The sequence below is a fragment of the Zhongshania guokunii genome, from assembly GCF_040892635.1.
GTDB lineage: Bacteria > Pseudomonadota > Gammaproteobacteria > Pseudomonadales > Spongiibacteraceae > Spongiibacter > Spongiibacter guokunii.
This window is the reverse complement of record NZ_JBFRYA010000005.1, coordinates 231,031-249,271: the sequence shown is the minus strand read 5'-3', so window position 1 is coordinate 249,271 and position 18,241 is coordinate 231,031. Positions and strand designations below refer to the sequence as shown.

17 protein-coding genes are annotated in these 18,241 nt (G+C 51.8%); 10 read left to right on the top strand and 7 right to left on the bottom strand.

Translation table 11 applies throughout. The features are described from left to right. Positions 1-9: 9 nt before the first annotated feature. The gene (locus AB4876_RS07945) at positions 10-417 is read right to left on the bottom strand and encodes an EF-hand domain-containing protein (protein ID WP_301028329.1); all 408 of its coding nucleotides are present in this window, start codon (positions 415-417) and stop codon (positions 10-12) included. A 401-nt stretch (positions 418-818) separates the two neighbouring features. Between AB4876_RS07945 and minC the strand changes: the two genes are divergently transcribed. From minC to AB4876_RS07920, 5 genes are all read left to right on the top strand, one after another. Further along, positions 819-1,649, top strand: a complete 831-nt coding sequence (gene minC, locus AB4876_RS07940) for a septum site-determining protein MinC (RefSeq protein ID WP_368381110.1) — start codon at positions 819-821, stop codon at positions 1,647-1,649. Positions 1,650-1,692: 43 nt separating this feature from the next. Then, the gene (gene minD / locus AB4876_RS07935) at positions 1,693-2,508 is read left to right on the top strand and encodes a septum site-determining protein MinD (protein ID WP_368381109.1); all 816 of its coding nucleotides are present in this window, start codon (positions 1,693-1,695) and stop codon (positions 2,506-2,508) included. Next, a complete protein-coding gene (gene minE, locus AB4876_RS07930; protein WP_008252201.1) occupies positions 2,505-2,756 on the top strand; it encodes a cell division topological specificity factor MinE in 252 nt (83 codons plus the stop codon). The genes minD and minE overlap by 4 nt, the downstream gene beginning before the upstream one ends. A gap of 49 nt (positions 2,757-2,805) precedes the next feature. Next, complete coding sequence (locus AB4876_RS07925; RefSeq protein ID WP_368381108.1) at positions 2,806-3,249, top strand: hypothetical protein; 444 nt, start codon at positions 2,806-2,808, stop codon at positions 3,247-3,249. 205 nt (positions 3,250-3,454) lie between these two features. Continuing rightward, positions 3,455-4,072, top strand: a complete 618-nt coding sequence (locus AB4876_RS07920; protein ID WP_368381107.1) for a hypothetical protein — start codon at positions 3,455-3,457, stop codon at positions 4,070-4,072. 21 nt (positions 4,073-4,093) lie between these two features. Here the strand turns inward: AB4876_RS07920 and modA are convergent, their stop codons facing one another. After that, a complete protein-coding gene (modA, locus tag AB4876_RS07915) occupies positions 4,094-4,849 on the bottom strand; it encodes a molybdate ABC transporter substrate-binding protein (RefSeq protein WP_368381106.1) in 756 nt (251 codons plus the stop codon). Between the two features lies 1 nt (position 4,850). After that, positions 4,851-5,300 carry a YaiI/YqxD family protein gene (locus AB4876_RS07910; protein WP_368381105.1) on the bottom strand — a complete coding sequence of 150 codons (450 nt, stop codon included), beginning with the start codon at positions 5,298-5,300 and terminating at the stop codon, positions 4,851-4,853. Positions 5,301-5,486: 186 nt separating this feature from the next. On the opposite strand from AB4876_RS07910, the gene AB4876_RS07905 reads away from it, so the two are divergent. The 3 genes from AB4876_RS07905 (at position 5,487) to AB4876_RS07895 (ending at position 11,770) form a co-directional block, all read left to right on the top strand. Further along, the gene (locus AB4876_RS07905; RefSeq protein WP_368381104.1) at positions 5,487-9,266 is read left to right on the top strand and encodes a response regulator; all 3,780 of its coding nucleotides are present in this window, start codon (positions 5,487-5,489) and stop codon (positions 9,264-9,266) included. A 58-nt stretch (positions 9,267-9,324) separates the two neighbouring features. Next, positions 9,325-10,509, top strand: a complete 1,185-nt coding sequence (locus AB4876_RS07900) for a methyltransferase (protein ID WP_368381103.1) — start codon at positions 9,325-9,327, stop codon at positions 10,507-10,509. Positions 10,510-10,579: 70 nt separating this feature from the next. Next, positions 10,580-11,770 (top strand): class I SAM-dependent rRNA methyltransferase, encoded by a 1,191-nt coding sequence (locus AB4876_RS07895; protein ID WP_368381102.1) that lies wholly within the window; start codon positions 10,580-10,582, stop codon positions 11,768-11,770. 60 nt (positions 11,771-11,830) lie between these two features. On the opposite strand, the gene AB4876_RS07890 is transcribed toward AB4876_RS07895, so the two are convergent. Genes AB4876_RS07890 through arsS form a run of 3 tightly spaced genes read right to left on the bottom strand, consistent with a single transcriptional unit; the run spans position 11,831 to position 14,938 of the window. Beyond that, a complete protein-coding gene (locus AB4876_RS07890) occupies positions 11,831-12,862 on the bottom strand; it encodes an NADP(H)-dependent aldo-keto reductase (RefSeq protein WP_368381101.1) in 1,032 nt (343 codons plus the stop codon). A gap of 53 nt (positions 12,863-12,915) precedes the next feature. Beyond that, positions 12,916-13,956, bottom strand: coding sequence for a methyltransferase domain-containing protein (locus tag AB4876_RS07885; protein ID WP_368381100.1), 1,041 nt, complete (start codon positions 13,954-13,956; stop codon positions 12,916-12,918). A 28-nt stretch (positions 13,957-13,984) separates the two neighbouring features. After that, positions 13,985-14,938: an arsenosugar biosynthesis radical SAM (seleno)protein ArsS gene (gene arsS, locus AB4876_RS07880; RefSeq protein ID WP_368381099.1), complete on the bottom strand. Its 954-nt coding sequence runs from the start codon at positions 14,936-14,938 to the stop codon at positions 13,985-13,987. A gap of 345 nt (positions 14,939-15,283) precedes the next feature. Here arsS and purE point away from each other — a divergent pair, with 345 nt between their 5' ends. After that, positions 15,284-15,775, top strand: coding sequence for a 5-(carboxyamino)imidazole ribonucleotide mutase (gene purE, locus AB4876_RS07875; protein WP_368381098.1), 492 nt, complete (start codon positions 15,284-15,286; stop codon positions 15,773-15,775). Next, entirely contained in the window at positions 15,775-16,848 is a 1,074-nt protein-coding gene (gene purK, locus AB4876_RS07870; RefSeq protein ID WP_368381097.1) for a 5-(carboxyamino)imidazole ribonucleotide synthase, read from the top strand. Before purE ends, purK begins: the two co-directional genes overlap by 1 nt. A 383-nt stretch (positions 16,849-17,231) precedes the next feature. On the opposite strand, the gene AB4876_RS07865 is transcribed toward purK, so the two are convergent. Continuing rightward, positions 17,232-18,182, bottom strand: a complete 951-nt coding sequence (locus AB4876_RS07865; RefSeq protein ID WP_368381096.1) for an AEC family transporter — start codon at positions 18,180-18,182, stop codon at positions 17,232-17,234. Positions 18,183-18,241: the final 59 nt, after the last annotated feature.

The window sequence follows — 18,241 nt, the reverse complement described above, 5'->3', positions numbered from 1 at the left end:
TTTACGATCTTATCTCGGGCCGCCGGGTCCTCCGCGGCCATTAGGTGGCGCTAATTCTTGCGCGCTTAACTCGCCATCGCCATTTTGGTCGTGCTGCATAAGCCTATCAAGCCGATGTGCAACAAACTCAGCCAGTTGCACGTCGCCGCTAATTTGCGCGGGTGCGTCATTTGGGCGCGGCGGCCGCTTATCCTTATGACGACTTTGCTCAGTTTGCATTTCCGCCTCGGTGATAATGCCGTCGTTGTTGGCGTCAATCATTTCAGCGTGACCAATAATCATTTTTTCAGCTTCGGCGCGGGTGACGCTGCCGTTGCCATCGGCATCCATGGTGTCAAACTGCGGTGGACGGGCCATGGCGCAACCAGCAGCTAAAAACAATGCGATTGCGGCGAGAGTCATGTATTTGCTGTTCATCGTGTTTCCTTGAAAACGGGCGGAGAAACTTCTCCGTTACCCTTAATTTGTACTCATGGACTTAAACGTAACTGAACGTAAATTCCGTCGCGGAATCTGCAAAAAAATTAGCAGGTACTTATTCGCCGCTTGCAGTAGTACAGAAACGACGATGACTAAGCCACCCTACCAGACGCGCTGAACAGCGCCAGCCGCGAGATTATTCTGTATATAGCCATGTCCACCCACAGAATTCTCGCTAAAATCAGCGAAGTACCAACAAGTCGGCGCTAAACCTATAAAAACAGTTGAACAATCCTAGCGATGCCTTACTCTAAGGGCCTGAAATCTTGAATACCCTAAGCCTACTCCAAGACGCAGCTCACGCGATCTGGGGATTTAGCCACACCTAGGAAAGCAGATTGCCACGTTTAAAGTCGGAAACCAGCGATAATCAAGTCACCACCGCCACCTTTCGTTTGAAGGGCGGCTTATTCCCCCTCACACTATTGGAAATCAGCCGCTTTGACGCGGTGGATTTTGAGCAGCAACTGCGCGAAAAGGCCGCCGCCGCGCCGGGCTTTTTTAAGCAAACTCCGGTGGTACTGAGTTTTGATGATTTTGCCGGGGACATAGACACCCTGCCCCTAGCCGACATTCTGGCCATATGCCGCAGCCAGGGGCTATTGCCAGTGGCACTGCGCAGCGGGGTCGAGAGCCTTGAACAGCAAGCAAAAGCCCTAAGCTTGGCGATTATGCCCGCGAGTCGAGTTAAACCGGCGCCAGATATCCAGATTGAGCAGCAAACAGAGCCAAGCGAGCAAACTGAATCCAGTACCAACGCCGTTAATCAAACTGAAACTGAGCAGGCCGAACCCTGCCAACTGGAATTGAGCCCCACTGACCACGTTGAAATCAACCACAGCCCCAGTAAAATCATCACCACACCAATTCGTTCCGGCCAGCAAGTTTACGCTCCGGGCGGCGACCTGATTATTATGGCGGCGGTGTCAGCGGGGGCAGAGGTACTGGCCGATGGCAATATTCATGTTTATGGCGCCCTGCGCGGCCGCGCCCTCGCCGGCGTTAAAGGTGATAGTAGTGCGCGTATTTTTTGCCAAAGCCTTGAGGCCGAGCTGGTCTCGATTGCCGGCACCTTCAAGGTGGACGAAGATTTGCGCAAAGAACATTGGAAAATGCCGGTTCAAGTCGGCCTAGACGAGCAAACGCTGAGTATTACGCCGCTCGTTTAATGCCAAACCACACATTCATTATGCCCTTAAAAGGATTAGACCCTTGGCCAAGATAATAGTAGTTACCTCAGGAAAAGGCGGTGTGGGTAAGACCACGACCAGCGCCGCGATCAGTAGCGGCATCGCTATGCGCGGCCATAAAACCGCGGTTATCGATTTTGATATTGGTCTGCGCAACCTCGACATTATTATGAATTGCGAGCGCCGCGTGGTGTATGACTTTGTCAATGTCATCAATGGCGAAGCCAAGCTGCGTCAGGCCCTGATTAAAGACAAACGCGCCGAGAATCTCTATATTCTGCCCGCCTCGCAAACCCGCGACAAAGACGCCCTCACCATCGACGGCGTTGAGCGCGTTCTCCAAGAGCTGGCCGACGACGGTTTTGAATACATTATTTGCGATTCACCCGCCGGTATTGAGCACGGCGCATTTATGGCTATGTATTTTGCCGATATGGCCATCGTCGTCGCCAATCCCGAAGTATCTTCGGTAAGGGACTCAGATCGTATTCTGGGTATTCTGCAAAGCAAATCCCGCCGCGCCGAGCAAGGTGAGCGCGTCGAAGAATGCTTACTCCTCACCCGCTACAACCCCGAGCGCGTTGAAAAGGGCGAGATGCTCGGCGTTAAAGACGTAGAAGAAATTCTGGCCACCAAATTACTGGGCGTTATCCCAGAATCAGAAACCGTACTCAAGGCATCTAACCAAGGCATACCGGTGATTCACGACACCGAGAGCCCCGCTGGCCAAGCCTACTCCGACGCCGTAGCGCGTATTCTGGGCGAAGAAGTGGAACACCGCTTCATGAGCGTTGAACAAAAAGGCCTATTTCAGCGACTGTTCCGGAGGAGCGCATGAGCATATTCGACTACTTCCGCAACAGTAAAAAAGCCACGGCGTCGATTGCCAAAGAGCGCCTGCAAATTATTGTCGCCCACGAGCGCAATCAACGCAGCCAGCCCGATTACCTGCCAAAATTACAGCAGGAGCTGCTCGACGTGATTCGCAAATACGTTGACGTAGACCAAGATCAGGTAGAAGTGCAATTAGACAACAATGGCAATTGTTCAGTATTAGAATTAAATATTGTGTTGCCTGATCGCTAAGATCGATCAAAATCGCTAGGTAACATTGGCTGGGAAATTTCCAGCCAATGTGAACGGAATCACTGCCCTAGTCATCGCCATGAGCCTAAAAGACCTTTTTGCACTCGCTGCCATTGCCCTCACGTTTATTTGCTTTGCGCCTTATATTCGCGGCATTCACCGCGGCACCACCCAAGCCCACGTATTCTCGTGGGTAATCTGGGGTATCACCACCGTCATTGTGTTTTTTGCCCAGCTCGATGCCAAGGGTGGCAGCGGCGCGTGGCCCATCGGCGTGTCTGGCACCATCACCCTTTATATTGCTCTGCTTGCGTATCAACGGCGCGGCGATACCAATATCACCCGTAGCGACTGGCTGTTCTTTGGCGCGGCGCTGTCGTCGCTGCCCCTATGGTATTTTAGCGCCGACGCCGTATTTGCGGTCATCGTGCTCACCATCGTCGACCTGCTCGGCTTTGCCCCAACCCTGCGCAAGGCTTACCACCAGCCCTAAGCCGAAAGCCTGACATTTTTCGGCTTGTTCGCGCTGCGCAATGGCTTGGTGATATTGGCACTGGCCAGTTATTCGCTGACCACACTACTATTTCCCGCCGCAGTTGGGCTTGCCTGCCTATTCTTGATAATATTAGGCCTGTTTCGTCGTCATTTTTTAAGGGTCAATTCTGCAACTGGCAAGGACCTTTCTCGCTGAGTTTATTATGCGCGCACTGTTAATCTGTATATTCCTATTCAACCTACCCTCCATCGCCATGGCCTCCTCCTCCTGTGAAGACAGTGAAGTTTACTCAGAGGCCCTGTTAAAGAGTGCCATCACTCACCTACTAGACAGCTACAGCGCAAACGCCGTTAAACAACCGGTAGAAAAGTGCAGCGCAGGGCCCGGCGCGCTGTGGAGTTTGACTCTTGCCCCACATGAAGAAGACGAGCACTTTCGATATTATCGGGTGGTGCGCTGTACGCCCCAAGCAGATAAATCGGCAAGCGGCGCCATGCAGTGCAGCAGTCAGGAGGGCCGACGCTTTAAGTATAACGGCCAGCATATTGACGCCAGTGCCGATGGTGAGATCGCCGAATTTGAACGCGTATTAGATTGTTTTAGCGAAGCCCTGCGCGGCGGCAAGGTGAAGATCAGCAAGTACAACTCGCTGCTCGACAGCAAGTTAAGCATTCCACTCGGCGTCAAAACCGATATCAGCGCCATCGCCGCCCAGCCCCAGTTCCAGCGCTACACGGTTAAGGTGATGAATAATCAATATCGCTTCAGTGTAGAGCTAGACAAAGAGTACGGCTGTTTTATTGAACCGCTGCGCAGCTAATACCGTAAGCAGTACACAACGTTAGTCGGCCAGCAAATAGCCGCTCGCGCTAATCAGCTCGCGGATAGGCCCACTCTGTAAAAACTGCATAAACTCAAGCGCGGCAGCCTTATTTGCCGACGTTGTTAATAGCACTGCATCTTGACGAATAGGCGAGTGCATTGTCGCTGGCACCAGCCACTGGGAGCCAATTTCCACTTGGCGACTGTCGCGAAGCTGTGACAGCGCCACAAAACCTAGTTCGGCATTACCAGTGCCAATAAACTGGAAAGTCTGGGCAATATTTTCGCCCCTTACTATTTTTCCCGCCAAGGCCTCATAAAGCCCCAATTGGCTCAAAACCTCGACGGCCGCCTCGCCGTAGGGCGCGTGCAGGGGGTTGGCCAAGGCCAATTTATCAAACTGGCCGCTGCGTAAAATAGCGGGGCTATTGTCAATTAAGGCAGCCTTGCGCGACCACAGCACTAATCTACCAATCGCATAACTAAATTGGGAATCAGCCACCGCCAAGCCCTTTGCAACCAGCGCGGTAGGCTTGCTCGCATCTGCCGACAAAAATACGTCGAAGGGCGCACCGTAGCGTATTTGCGCAAAAATCTTACCCGAGGAAGACACCACCATATCAACTTGATGACCACTTTCCAGTTCGAATAAGCGGGCAATCTCTCGCATCGGCGCCGAAAAATTAGATGCCAAGGCCACCCGCACGGTATCGGCCTGTAAAAAACCAGAAAACCAGAGGATACAGCTAAGCAGAGCCAATCTAAGATTCTGCATATTAGCTTCGCAATCGGCTTAAATAGCGATCTAATTGATTGGCAAATGCCTGCTTGTCTTGCTGCGCAAAGGGCGCCGCGCCACCACTGTGCACGCCAGAGGAGCGCATCGTGTCCATAAAGTCACGCATATTCAGCTTGGCGCGAATATTGTCTTTATTAAACAGCTCGCCGCGCGGAGTCAGCGCCAGCGCGCCTTTTTCAATCACTTCCGCGGCAAGGGGGATGTCACTGGTAATCACCAAGTCACCAGACTCCGCGCGACGCACAATTTCATTGTCAGCCACATCAAAACCGCTACTCACCTGCACTGAGGTGATATTCGCCACGGGGGGCACCCGCAGGGTTTGATTGGCAATCAAGGTCAGTGTTATCCCGGTACGCTCTGCCGCGCGGAATAAAATATCTCTAATCACTACCGGACACGCATCCGCGTCTACCCACACTGTCATTACAGCCACACCTCAACAAACATATGACAGCTATTATCAAACGAATACCTTGTAATGAACACTGCCCTATTACCCAAGAAAAGACCTAGGGGAAGTACGAATATGGTCATCGCCACCAACAATCTATGATGAAGCACGTTATTACGCCCAATCTAGGCACATCAGAAGGCAGAAGAGACCTAAGCTATGCCGCGCAAGTCGCCCAAGAAGAGTCATCTCGACACTGAATCCAGTGCAGTGGATCAATTCCATAACCGGCAGTTCGCACGATTCAAATGGCTACAGCACACAGCGCTAATAGTCGCAGCGGTAATTCTATTGGCCGGCAGCCTTTACATCGACTACCTGAATAACAAGAACTACAAATGGCTGTTCCGCGAAAATATGCAGAATCAGCTCAACTTAACCGCGAGTAAACTGGAAGGTCTCGTTCTCGCCAACTTACAAACCTCTAAAGGCATGGTCTCGGCCGTAAGAGCCAATCCCAATATCGACGCAGCCGGTTTCGCCTTATTTGCCGCGCCACTGCTCGATGGCAGCGTGCAACTCAATAATATTACCGCCACCCAGAACTTAAAGATTAAATTTGTATACCCATTGGAAGGTAACAAAAAAGTCCTTAACTTCGACTTTAAAGACCGCCCCGATCAACTCGAAGATTTAGTTCGCGCCAGAGAAAGCGGTAAAGTTGTACTCTCCGGCCCCTTTACTTTAATTCAGGGTGGGCAGGGAATCATCGCCCGCATCCCTGTATTTGTACCTCAAGCTAACGGCTCCGAGCTACTGTGGGGCAGTATTTCAGCAGTAATTGATCTACACCAGCTGTACGCCGCCGTTGGTCTGTACGCTAGCGACTTGCCTATTAACATTGCAATCCGCAAGTTAAGCCCCGAGACCGACAGCAAAACCACGCCTTTTTTGGGTAACTCTGCAGCCTTCACTGCCGCGGCGCGGCCAGTTATTACAGCCGTTTCACTGCCCTCTAACGAAGCATGGGAGCTGGCTGGGGTTCCCAAACACGGCTGGCCGCTCAAGGCTGATAATGCCGGCTCCGTACGCATTGCAGTAGGCCTCGCTAGCACTGGTATCTATGCTCTATTTATCACTGTGTTTCGTTTATTTAGCCGCCGCCAACGTCATAATTTACTGCTGCACAGCCTGTTTGATACCGCCCCCATCGGTATCGCACTAAGCGACTTTAGAACCGGCAAGTTCTTGCAAGTCAACGATGCCCTGCTCAATAGCACGGGTTATTCCAGAGAGGACTTTAACGACTTAAATTACTGGCAAATTACCGCCAGCAACCCTGAAGGCGTAGAGCAATACCAGCTCAGGGCACTGCAAAAAACTGGTCGCTACGGCCCTTATGAGCGGGAATATATCCGCAAAGACGGCAGTAAATTCCCAGTCCAGTTACATGGTGTACTGATTCAAGACAACAGCGGTCAGTCTTTTGTTTGGTCAATTATTGAAGACATCTCGGCACAGAAAAAAGCCAGCGATATTGTGCAACGCCAAGAGTCCCTGATGCGCTCTATGGGCGCGCAAGCAAGAGTTGGCGCTTGGGAATATATTGTAAAAAACAATAAACTTTACTGGTCGCAAATGACCCGTAAAATTTTCCGCGCCGACGACAGCTTTATTCCCGAGACTGCATTAATACACACTTTTGCCAGCAGCCAGCAAGACCTCAGCCGTTTCAATCTGTCAGTTAAAGAAGCGATCAGCAAAGGCATCCCGTTCAGCGATGAATTAAAGGTGATCACCGCAACCGGGCGCGAAACGTGGATACATATAACCGGCCAAGCGGAGTTTAGTAATAAAACCTGTGTGCGCCTATATGGATCCGTTCAGGACATTGATAGCCGCCGCAAAGCACGCGACGAACTGATTGTGGCCAAAGAGCAAGCCGAAGGCGCCGTGCGCGCGAAAAGCGAGTTTCTAGCGGTAATGAGCCACGAAATCCGTACCCCGATGAACGGCGTGCTCGGTATGTTAAACCTCCTAGAGAACACGCCGCTTAGCCAAGATCAGGGCCATAAAGTCCATATCGCCAAGAGCAGCGCGCGCTCTTTACTTAGCCTGATCGATGATATTTTAGATTTTTCCAAAGTTGACGCGGGAAAACTGCAGTTAGAGGCTATTGAGTTTGATTTGCACCACGCTCTTGATGAGTTTGCGGAAAGCCTTGCTCACAATGCCCACGAAAAAGGCTTACAACTGATTGTTGATCTCAGCGCTATTCCACTCTGTTTCGTCATTGGCGACCCCACTAGGCTGCGGCAAATTATCACTAATTTACTGGCTAATGCCATTAAGTTTACCGAGCGCGGCGCGGTGATTTTACGCGCCAGCCTGCGCGAAGAAATCGACGGCCTAATACTGAGTTGCGCAATTATTGATAGCGGCATTGGCGTGGCCGACACTGAGCTCGGTAAATTGTTCTCGCCGTTTTCACAAATGGACAGCAGCACCACCCGCAAATACGGCGGCTCAGGTTTGGGGCTATCTATTTGCAGCAAGCTTTGCGAACTGATGGGCGGGAGCATTCAAGCCAATAGCAGCCTCAATGAAGGCAGCACCTTTAGTTTCACTGTTAAGTTAAAGGCGAGCGCCACATTGCCTGAGCCCGCGCCCCGACTCAAAGGGCATACCATCGCTATTATCGACAGTAATGCCGAATTCCGACGCAGCTGCCGCCGCCAGCTGCAAAGCTGGGGCGCCACCGTAATTGAAGCTAGTGATGACACCCGCGCCATTGCCGCACTATCCGCCGAGTCAGGACCATTAAATCACTGCGACTTAGTTTTACTTGATGAACACCTTGCCTCCGGCAGCACTAACGAGGTGGCTGCGCGCCTACGTCAGCAACCCGTATTTCAAAACGCCGCCATAGTGGTACTTGGCTGTAGCTACGAAAACTCTGCCGAACCGTTGGATGAGCACTATATCAATGCCCGCTACCTAAAGCCGCTGGCCAGTAAAAACTTAATTGCCGCTCTAACCTTAACCAGCGCCGACAAATTACTACGGCAGCCCATAAGCCATGCCAACCACAATATTCCACCCGCAGTCTCGACCAGTAACCACACTGCACCGGAACTTAGTGGTCACAAAATATTATTGGTTGAAGACAACCCGATAAACCAGGAAGTCAGCCGCTGCATGCTCGACGAACTGGGCATTCCCGTCGACATCGCTAGCGACGGCATTATGGCGCTACAAATACTGAGCAATACCGACAAAAAATCCCCTTACTCATTAATTTTAATGGATTGCCAAATGCCCAAAATGGATGGCTATGTGGTGAGTCGCCGAATTCGCAATGGCGGCGCAGGCAATAGCTATCGCAAAATTCCCATTATTGCCTTAACCGCTAACGCCATGAGCGGTGACAAGGAGAAATGTATTAGCGCCGGAATGAACGACTACCTCAGCAAGCCCATGGAGGCCGCCGACCTGCACGAAAAACTTACCTTGTGGCTGAATAACGCCCCCCTTGAGCGTGCCAGCAATACCGCCCAACAAGCGCCAGCCACACCCCTGATACAAGCCCAAACGAACACCACAAGCAGCAGCGGCCCTGAGGTATGGGTAGAGGCTAAAGCACTAGAAAGTGCGATGGGCCGCAAAGACACTCTGCGCAAGTTACTGGATATGTTTATTAATCAGCTCGACACCCAATTGAGTGACTTTGCCCAGGCCGAGCAATATGAGGATATTGCCCAAATCACTAACATCGCACATGCCATAAAGGGCAGCGCTGGGCAATTGCATGGCCGCCGTTTACAGCAGAGTGCTGCCGCCCTCGAGCATGCCGGCAGACAGTGCGAGCCACAGCAGCGAAAAGCATTGCAAGACGCTTTTCTAGCTGAATGCCAAGCCTTAAAATCCTGCTTTACACTGTATCTGCAGAATCAAGACACCGGTCTAAAGCCTTCTAATCGATCTCACCCAGTAAGCTAAATTTAAGTGCGAAGCCAATATAGCCCGCTATAATGGCAAAATTTCCCGATTGGATATTATGGACTTCGCCAGCCGCGCCTCACGCTTAGATACTTTGTTGTTGCGCTACCATCCGTGGTGGCGTTTCAATGCCTATTCTGGCGCGGCTGCCCCACACCTCAACGTTCACAACTCGCTTCGCGATTATTTACAAAGCCTAAGCGAGGCCGACATACTCTATTTACAGGGTCACGACCAAGCCCTGCTCAAGGCCTTAAAGCCGTATTTTGAACCCGCAGCCGAACTCCTTGAACTCATCAGCTTAGCGTCCACCCCTCCTAGCCCAAGCGCTCAAGAACCGCCCACCGGCGTACCCGGTCGCAAGTGGCAGCAAATCACCGCCTTCATCGCCGCCCAGCCCACCATGTATCGTCCCGTCTTGGAATGGTGCTCCGGCAAAGGCTACTTAGGCGAGGCCATTAACCAACGCTACCGGCTTCCTGTCACCGCCTTAGAAATCGATACGCAGCTAGTTGCCGCAGGCAATGCCCGCGCCAATAGCGATACCCCGCTGCGCCAAATCATTTGCTGCGACGTGCTGTCTGACGACGTCCATCAGCAGCTTTCGCCAATACAGCACCTTGTGGCCCTGCACGCCTGCGGGGGCCTACACCAACGCCTAGTCAGACTAGCCGTAGCACACGACTGCCCACAAATCAGCTTAACGCCCTGTTGCTACCATCGCTTTAACGACACTTACTTCGTTTTATCTAAGCACTTACAAACTTCTGCACTGCGCATTAGCAACCATGATTTACGCAGCGCGGTGCGGCAAACCAATACCGCGCGCAGCGGTGAAACCCAAGCCCGCAGAACACTGCAAGCTTGGCATTTAGGTCTTCGCGAACTACTGCCCCAACTCGGCATGGCCAAAACCACGCCATTGCCAAGCCTGCCGCAGCACTGGAGCAAACGTAGTTTTGGTGAGTTCGCCCAAGCTCTGCTCGACAAAAAAAACATTAGCATCACACTCCCGACCGAGTTGGCCGACGCTGAACAAGCCGGTTGGCAACAGCTGCACCGCGCCGAAGCGATCGACTTAGTTCGCATGGCATTTCGCCGCGCACTTGAATTACGCTGCGTACTCGACAGCCTGCTATTCCTGCAAGAAAATGGCTACCAGTGCACGCTCAGCGAGTTTTGCAGCCCCGCCCTCAGCCCCCGCAATTTGCTCATTCAAGCGCAGAAAAGCCCATATACCTGAAAAGTTTCACCTCGCATCCGATATCGACGATAATGCCCCCCGAATTCATCGCCCTGCCCAGGAATACACTATGAGCCTCCAACGCCTACGCCTCGCCAAAAATGAAGACAAACGCCTGCGCAGCGGCCATTTGTGGATTTACAGCAACGAGGTCGACACCACCGCAACGCCGCTGCGCAACTTCAGCGCTGGCGAACAAGTGGTGGTTGAAAACCAGCAGGGCAAAGTTATGGGCGTTGCCTATGTCAATCCACAGTCGCTTATTTGCGCGCGCATGATGACCAACGACGAACGTCCTGTTGACCTCAACACCCTTAAAAAGCGGATTAAATCGGCGCTCGCCCTGCGCGAGCAATTGTTTGACCAGCCCTGCTACCGGCTCATTTATGGCGAAAGCGATTTGCTGCCAGGCCTTGTGGTTGACCGCTTTGGCGACCACTTGTGTGTACAGCTCAATACCGCCGGCATGGACGCCATGCGCGATGTTGTTATTGAAGCTCTGGTCCGCATGTTGCAGCCCACATCCATACTCCTGCGCAATGATGCGTCGGTTCGCAAGCTCGAAGGCCTGCCGCTGGAAGTGGTCACCGCCTACGGCGAAGTGCCAGAAGAAGTTGAGCTGATTGAAAATGGCGTGCGCTTTTTAGCGCCGCTCGCCGCCGGCCAAAAAACTGGTTGGTTCTACGACCAGCGCCCCAACCGCGAATGGCTACGCAATATTGTGCCTGGCAAACGGGTGCTCGACGTATTTAGTTATGTGGGTAGCTTTGGAGTGCAGGCCGCGGTGTTTGGCGCCGACGACGTGTGGTGCGCCGATATTTCTGAAAGCGCGCTGGACATGGTCCACAAAAATGCCGAACTCAATGGCGTAGCAGACAAGCTCAGCACCGTACAGGGCGACGCCTTCACCACCTTAAAGTCACTCAAAGAAGCCGACGAGCGCTTTGACGTGATCATTGTTGACCCACCGGCATTTATCAAACGCAAAAAAGATCAGAAAGAAGGCATTCTGGCTTATCGGCGCATTAACGAGATGGCCATGCGCCTGCTCAATGATGGCGGCTTCCTCATCTCCGGCTCCTGCTCTATGCACATGCCCCGCGAGGAGCTACTGGATTTAGTGCGCGCCTCGGCAAGACATATTGATCGTCACGCCCAAATTCTCGCCGAAGGCATGCAGGGTATGGACCACCCCGTTCACTCGGCGATTCCAGAAACACGCTATCTCAAAGCCGTATTAAGCCGTATCTCTCGAGTTTAAACGCGAGAGTGAGCGCTCCCCTATCTGTAAGTTTTGGCTAACAGATAGGGGAGCAAAACATCAAGGCGCGGGATTAGCAATGCGCCGATGAATATCCGCAATACCCTTCAGCACCTCCTCATTCAAACACAGATCAACGCTGGCAATATTCTCTTTAAGCTGAGCCATGGTGGTTGCGCCAATAATATTACTGGTCACAAAACGCTGCTGATTAATAAATGCCAAGCTCATTTGCGCGATTGATAAATCGTGCTGCTCAGCCAGCGCAATATACTCCTCGGTAGCCGCTTCGGCCTGCGGATTACTATAGCGCTGAAAACGTTCAAACAAGGTAATGCGGCCATCGGCTGGGCGGGCGCCATAGCGATATTTGCCACTCAACATACCAAACGCCAGTGGCGAATAAGCTAGCAAGCCAACATGCTCGCGAATAGCCATTTCTGCCAAACCAATTTCAAAGCTACGATTGAGCAGGCTATAGGGGTTTTGAATACTGGCCACACGGGGCAGACCGTATTGTTCAGCCAAGCGCAGATAACTCATTACTCCCCACGGAGTTTCATTGCTGATGCCCACCGCTCGCACCTGCCCGCGATCAACCAGCTCAGCTAGGGTTTCTAATATTTCGTGAATCGCTGGCTCAGCTTCGCCATCGCGATGTTGATAGCCTAGCTTGCCGAAATAATTCGTTGCTCGATTGGGCCAATGAATTTGATATAGATCGACATAATCGGTTTGCAGCCGCTCTAAATTGCCCTCAAAAGCCGCCAAAATTCCCGAGCGATTTAACGGCTTGGCATCGCGAATATGGGCGTGGCCAGGACCAGCGGCCTTGGTCGCCAGCACTATATCGCTGCGCTTGCCGCCCTGCTTAAACCATTCGCCTATATATTGTTCTGTGCGTCCCTGAGTTTCAGCAATGGGCGGCACTGGGTACATTTCTGCGGTATCAAAGAAATTAATGCCTTGCGACACAGCATAGTCCATTTGCTCAAAGGCCTCGTCTTGGGTGTTTTGCTGCCCCCAAGTCATGGTGCCCAAGCAAATTTCGCTCACTTTAATTCCAGAGCGACCTAATTCGCGATATTCCATTTAGCCTCCGTCCATTTATTATCGATAGCTATACAAAAAATCAACAACGAACACTAACAGCAGGGCGCCATACCTGCGCCAAACTCCGCTGTTGCAAAGGGCAGACCGACGCCACAGCCCTCAAAAATGCCATAGTGCTGGCTAAAGTCCCCAACAAAATCAAAATGCGCTGCAAAGCGGCTATCCTGCAACATCCGCCACGTATTACCACACACAGGAAATACTTTGCCACGCTGGATGTCGTGATGTTTATCCAAAATAAAACGATGTGGCGAATTAAGCATACTGCCACGATAAATAACAGCTTGGCCATAATCCTCACAATCACTCTCCAGCGCATCCAAATTAAACAAGCGGTAAGTTGCCGAGAAAAAATTAATATTACCGCAGCGCTCGGCAAGCACAGGATCAGTAATATCTAAGGGACGGTCTTCTACCAAGCGCGAGTCAATAAATCCCTGGCGTTTGGCTAATTGAATAAAATCATTCCAATACAAGGCGCCGCCCAAACATTCGCCGTACAATACCGGGTCATTTTTTACCGTTTCGGGTATACGCCGATCGGCATAGACATCAGAAAAATAAAACTCGCCGCCAGGTTTTAGTAGCCGCTTAACACTGCGCAAAACCGCGTCTTTGTCTGGCGATAAATTTATAACGCAATTTGACACCACCACATCGAAGCTGCCTGCCGCCAAATCCAGCTCGTCGAGTTTTTCAATAAAGCCTTTTAAAAAACGTACATTATCAAAACCGAATTTGTCGGCGTGGTAGCCGTGATATTGCGTGGCAATGGCGAGTTGTTCATCGGTCATATCCACCCCCACCACTTCGCCACTAGCGCCCACCATTTGCGCCAGCGCGTAAACATCGCGGCCACTGCCGCAGCCTAAGTCCAGTACTCGGCAACCTTCCAAGAGTGGCGGACAAACCAAACCGCAGCCGTAATAGCGCGAGAGCACATCGTCGTGAATATTACTTAATAAGGGCTTTAGCCAATCTGGCATCGCAGTAAAGTCGCAGCAGGCGGTGGTTTTTAAATCGGCGGAACTCTGTAATTGTTTGCCGTAATAATCTTGAACGAGATCGTGCATACGCCACCTATTATAATGTTAAGACTATTTACAGTGCGCCACCGCAGCTGCTGCCCTGACCCGCCGTGCAGCCAAAGCAGTGATCGGCTATCGCAATTTCATCGCCATCTAAATTAGACACTAGCAAATCACGCAGATGCCGCACTGCCTGGTTCGGCAGCGGCAATTCCAGTTGCTGATTAAAATCGCAGTCGTATAAATTTCCCAGCCAATCCACACTCACTAAATTACGGCACATCACCGAATCTAAATTCGCAGCACTGTAATTAGTTTTTAATAAATCCATATACGGAGCGAATTGCCCCTTTGAAACAAGGGTAGAGCCAAAGCGCTTTATAGGCATATTGGCCAGCGCAAAGAGGTGATTAAATTCAATGCCAAAATGCGCCATTAGCTCGCGGCGGTAATCTGCTTCCAGTACTTGTTGATTAGGCGGCAATGATGGCCCCTGCGGGTTGTACACCAAGTTTAGAATTAAGCCGGAACCCGCCTTGCCGTAACCCAGCGAGTTAAGTAATTGCAAACCGGCAATACTTTTATCAAACACCCCTTCGCCGCGCTGAGCATCGACATTTTCGAGGGAATAACACGGCAGCGAAGCCACGATCTCTACTTTGTGGGCGGCCAAAAACTCCGCCAGCCCATCCTGCTCAGGCTCAAATAAAATGGTGAGATTGCAGCGATCAATCACCTTGACCCCCAACGCTGATGCCGCGCTGACCAGCTCGCGAAATTGCTCATGCAACTCTGGTGCGCCGCCGGTTAGGTCGAGGGTTTTGATTTGCCGCGCGGCCAACACCTCAGGGATGAGAGCCAAGGTATCGGCCGCCATCATCTCAGTGCGGGTCGGCCCCGCATTTACATGGCAGTGCAGGCAGCGCTGATTGCACTTATAGCCTAAATTAACCTGCAAAATGTCTAAGTGCCGGCGCGCTATCGCCGGAAAGTCGCTATGCGCCAGTAACGGCAAAGTGTCGTGCATATCTATCCTGTATTTTGCTAGTGGTATTCTTAGGCTCTGCTAACCAGTATTTGTTACAAAAGTGCTTCACTTATCACTCTACGAAGTAATAAGCACAGCAGACCATAAGGCATATCGCTATGCCGGCGCAAAAATCCGCTTGCCGCGCAATTTATTTGATTTGCCACCATCACGCCCCGGATAATTATTTTCCTAATTAATACAACATGTTGGCGCCAACTTCTCATTTCACAGACACCTTTAAAAATCCGCAAAACTCCGCTTTTACCAAGATTTGCTTCCAGATTCGGTCTCTGGCGATAATTCCCGTATAATACGCGGCTTTCACGCGAAGAGAGCCAAGCAATGACCGCAAAAGTTGCCCTGATCATGGGTTCAAAAAGTGACTGGGAGACCATGCGCCCGGCCACCGAGATCATGAGCGAACTCGGCGTTGAGCACCACGTCGAAGTGGTATCTGCCCACCGCACCCCCGACAAGCTGATGGAATTTGCCGATCAGGCGATTGCACGTGGCTTCGAGGTCATTATTGCAGGCGCCGGCGGCGCCGCGCATTTACCTGGTATGGTTGCCGCCAAAACTCGGCTGCCCGTACTGGGTGTGCCAGTACAAAGCCGCGCTCTTAGCGGCGTAGACAGCTTGCTCTCTATTGCCCAAATGCCAAAGGGCATTGCGGTTGGCACCTTGGCGATTGGTAGTGCAGGCGCGTTTAACGCCGGCCTGCTAGCCTGCCAAATTTTGGCGCTGAACGACGCGAACCTCGCAAGCAAATTAGAGGCCTTCCGCGCCAAGCAAACTCAAGACGTACTCGATAATCCGGATCCGAGGGAAGCGTAATGCCAACGGTATGGGTTCTCGGCGCCGGCCAATTAGGCGCCATGCTAAAGCAGGCCGCTTATCCGCTAGCGCTCAACGTTGAGCCTATCGAGCCTGATAGTGAGCACTTACCAGACATCGCCGCTCACGACGTTGTTACCGTTGAGCGCGAACAGTGGCCGGACACCCCAGTCACTCGCCACCTGAGTAGCCAAGCCGGTTTTATCAATGCCGATATTTTCGGGCGAATTGCAGACCGTTTTCACCAGAAAACTATGCTCGACGATCTGGCCATTAGCACCGCGCCATGGCGGGCAGTGAATACCGACAGTAGCGCTCAAGAGATGCACACCGAGCTCGGCCCCCACGTGCTGCTCAAACGCCGCGAAGGCGGTTACGACGGCAAGGGCCAGCACTGGCTGCATCAAGATGACGGCGGCGCCATTCCCGCCGACTGGCTGGGCACCGGCATTGCCGAGCAAAAAATCCCCTTTGATGAAGAACTGTCACTCGTCGGCGCAAGGGATAGCGAAGGCAATAAAGTCTTTTACCCGCTGACCCTCAATTTGCACGTTAACGGCATTTTAATGGCATCGATCGCCCCCCTAAGCCGCGTGAGTCACCTTCAGCCACAGGCCGAAGCGATGCTAGGCAAAATTATGGACAGCAGCGGCTATGTCGGCGTGATGGCCATGGAATGCTTTAGAGTTGGCGATGCATTGATGGTAAATGAACTGGCACCACGAGTTCATAATAGCGGCCACTGGACTCAGGCCGGCGCCTGCGTTAGCCAGTTTGAAATGCATTTGCGGGCAGTGAGTGGCCTACCGCTAAAGGCGCCCGATGTGCGCGGGCAGAGCGTGATGATTAACGTCATTGGCGTAGAGCGCGACACCCGCTGGTTAAAAATCCCCGCCACTCAATGCTACTGGTATGGCAAAGACGTGCGCCCTGGCCGCAAGCTCGGCCACATCAACCTCAATCACCCGCAAAAGAGTGTGGTGCAGACCGCCTTAAAAGAGCTGCACAACTTGCTGCCGGCAAATTACGACGAAGTGTTTGATTGGGTTGAGCAGGAATTGAGCAGGGCCTGAGCCTATTGCGGCCCGGTAATGAGTCCTACGGGGCCGCAATAGTTAGTAGATTATTGCCCAGCGACTAAAAAGCTCAAACGACCACGTGTACCATCGAGTAAGTCATCAGGCGCCAGCACATAACCCATGACACCCCACGTCATTAAAACTACCAAGACCATCCGCATAGCACACCACCTGAATCTCGTGTCGAAAAATCAGGGATATCGTATCTAGCCGATCACGAAAGACGATAATCATCACTGAATTCTATATTCAACATCAAATATAGTGAGTGAACACTCTTTGCGCAAGATTACAAAATACCATTATTGGATACTAGACGTTGTGCGGCGTCGCCACTGCCGCTTTAAAACTCCAGCTATTCAAGGCAAGCACTAGCCCTATATCAATTGCACGCTACGCAACACGAACATAAATAGACTGGTGGTAAGCAGCGAACCTATCGTCGTCAGCGCAATAATATTGGCCGCCAAGGCCGAATTGCCACCCATAGCCCGCACCATAACATAGCTCGCCGCAGCCGCAGGCGCGGAAGACATCAATGCCAAGACACCCAACTCTACCCCCCGAAACCCCACAGCAATACCAACAACAACCAGCAACAAGGGCACCAGCAGTAATTTACACACCGTGCTGATCAGTGCGCTGCTAAAGTCGGCCCGCAATGCCTTAAAATTTAAACTCGCGCCCGTGCACAATAGCGCCAGTGGCAAGGTCAGCTGGGCAAAATACTCGCCGCTGTGCCGTATCAATGCGGGTAAACGCCATCCTAATCCCGCAAAGATCAGGGCGCCAACAATGCTGATAATAAGAGGATTACGGGCAATACCCTTTAAGGTAGCTGACCAGCCGCCCGCGCGATTAAGCGAACGACTGAGGGTAATCACCGCCAAAATATTATATAAAATAGTTACCAAGCCCAAATACAGCGAGGCGGTAATCAAACCGGTGTCGCCATAGGCATTCACGCAGTAGGCTAGGCCAATAATCGCCAAATTTGAACGAAAACTGCCCTGCACCACCACCCCGCGATCTTCTCGCTTAGGCACGAGGTAATGCGCCATTAGCTCCAGCAATAAATATACTATTACTGTGGCGATTAAACCGAAGGCCACCAAAGACACATTGGCAGTATCACTAATACTGGTCTGGCTAATACTTAAAAACAACAGCGCCGGTAAGGTGATATTAAATACCAACTTAGTACCGACCTCGACGAAGTTGTCATTAATCAGGCGAATTTGGTTGAGGTAGGCGCCCAGCGCCAACACCACAAAAATAGGGCCGGTAATTGAAAAAGAAAACAACAGGGATTGAATAAAAGCGTGCATGAAAAAACTCGTTGGCATTCAGGGCAAGCAATAACGGCTCAGCGCCTAGTATCACACTG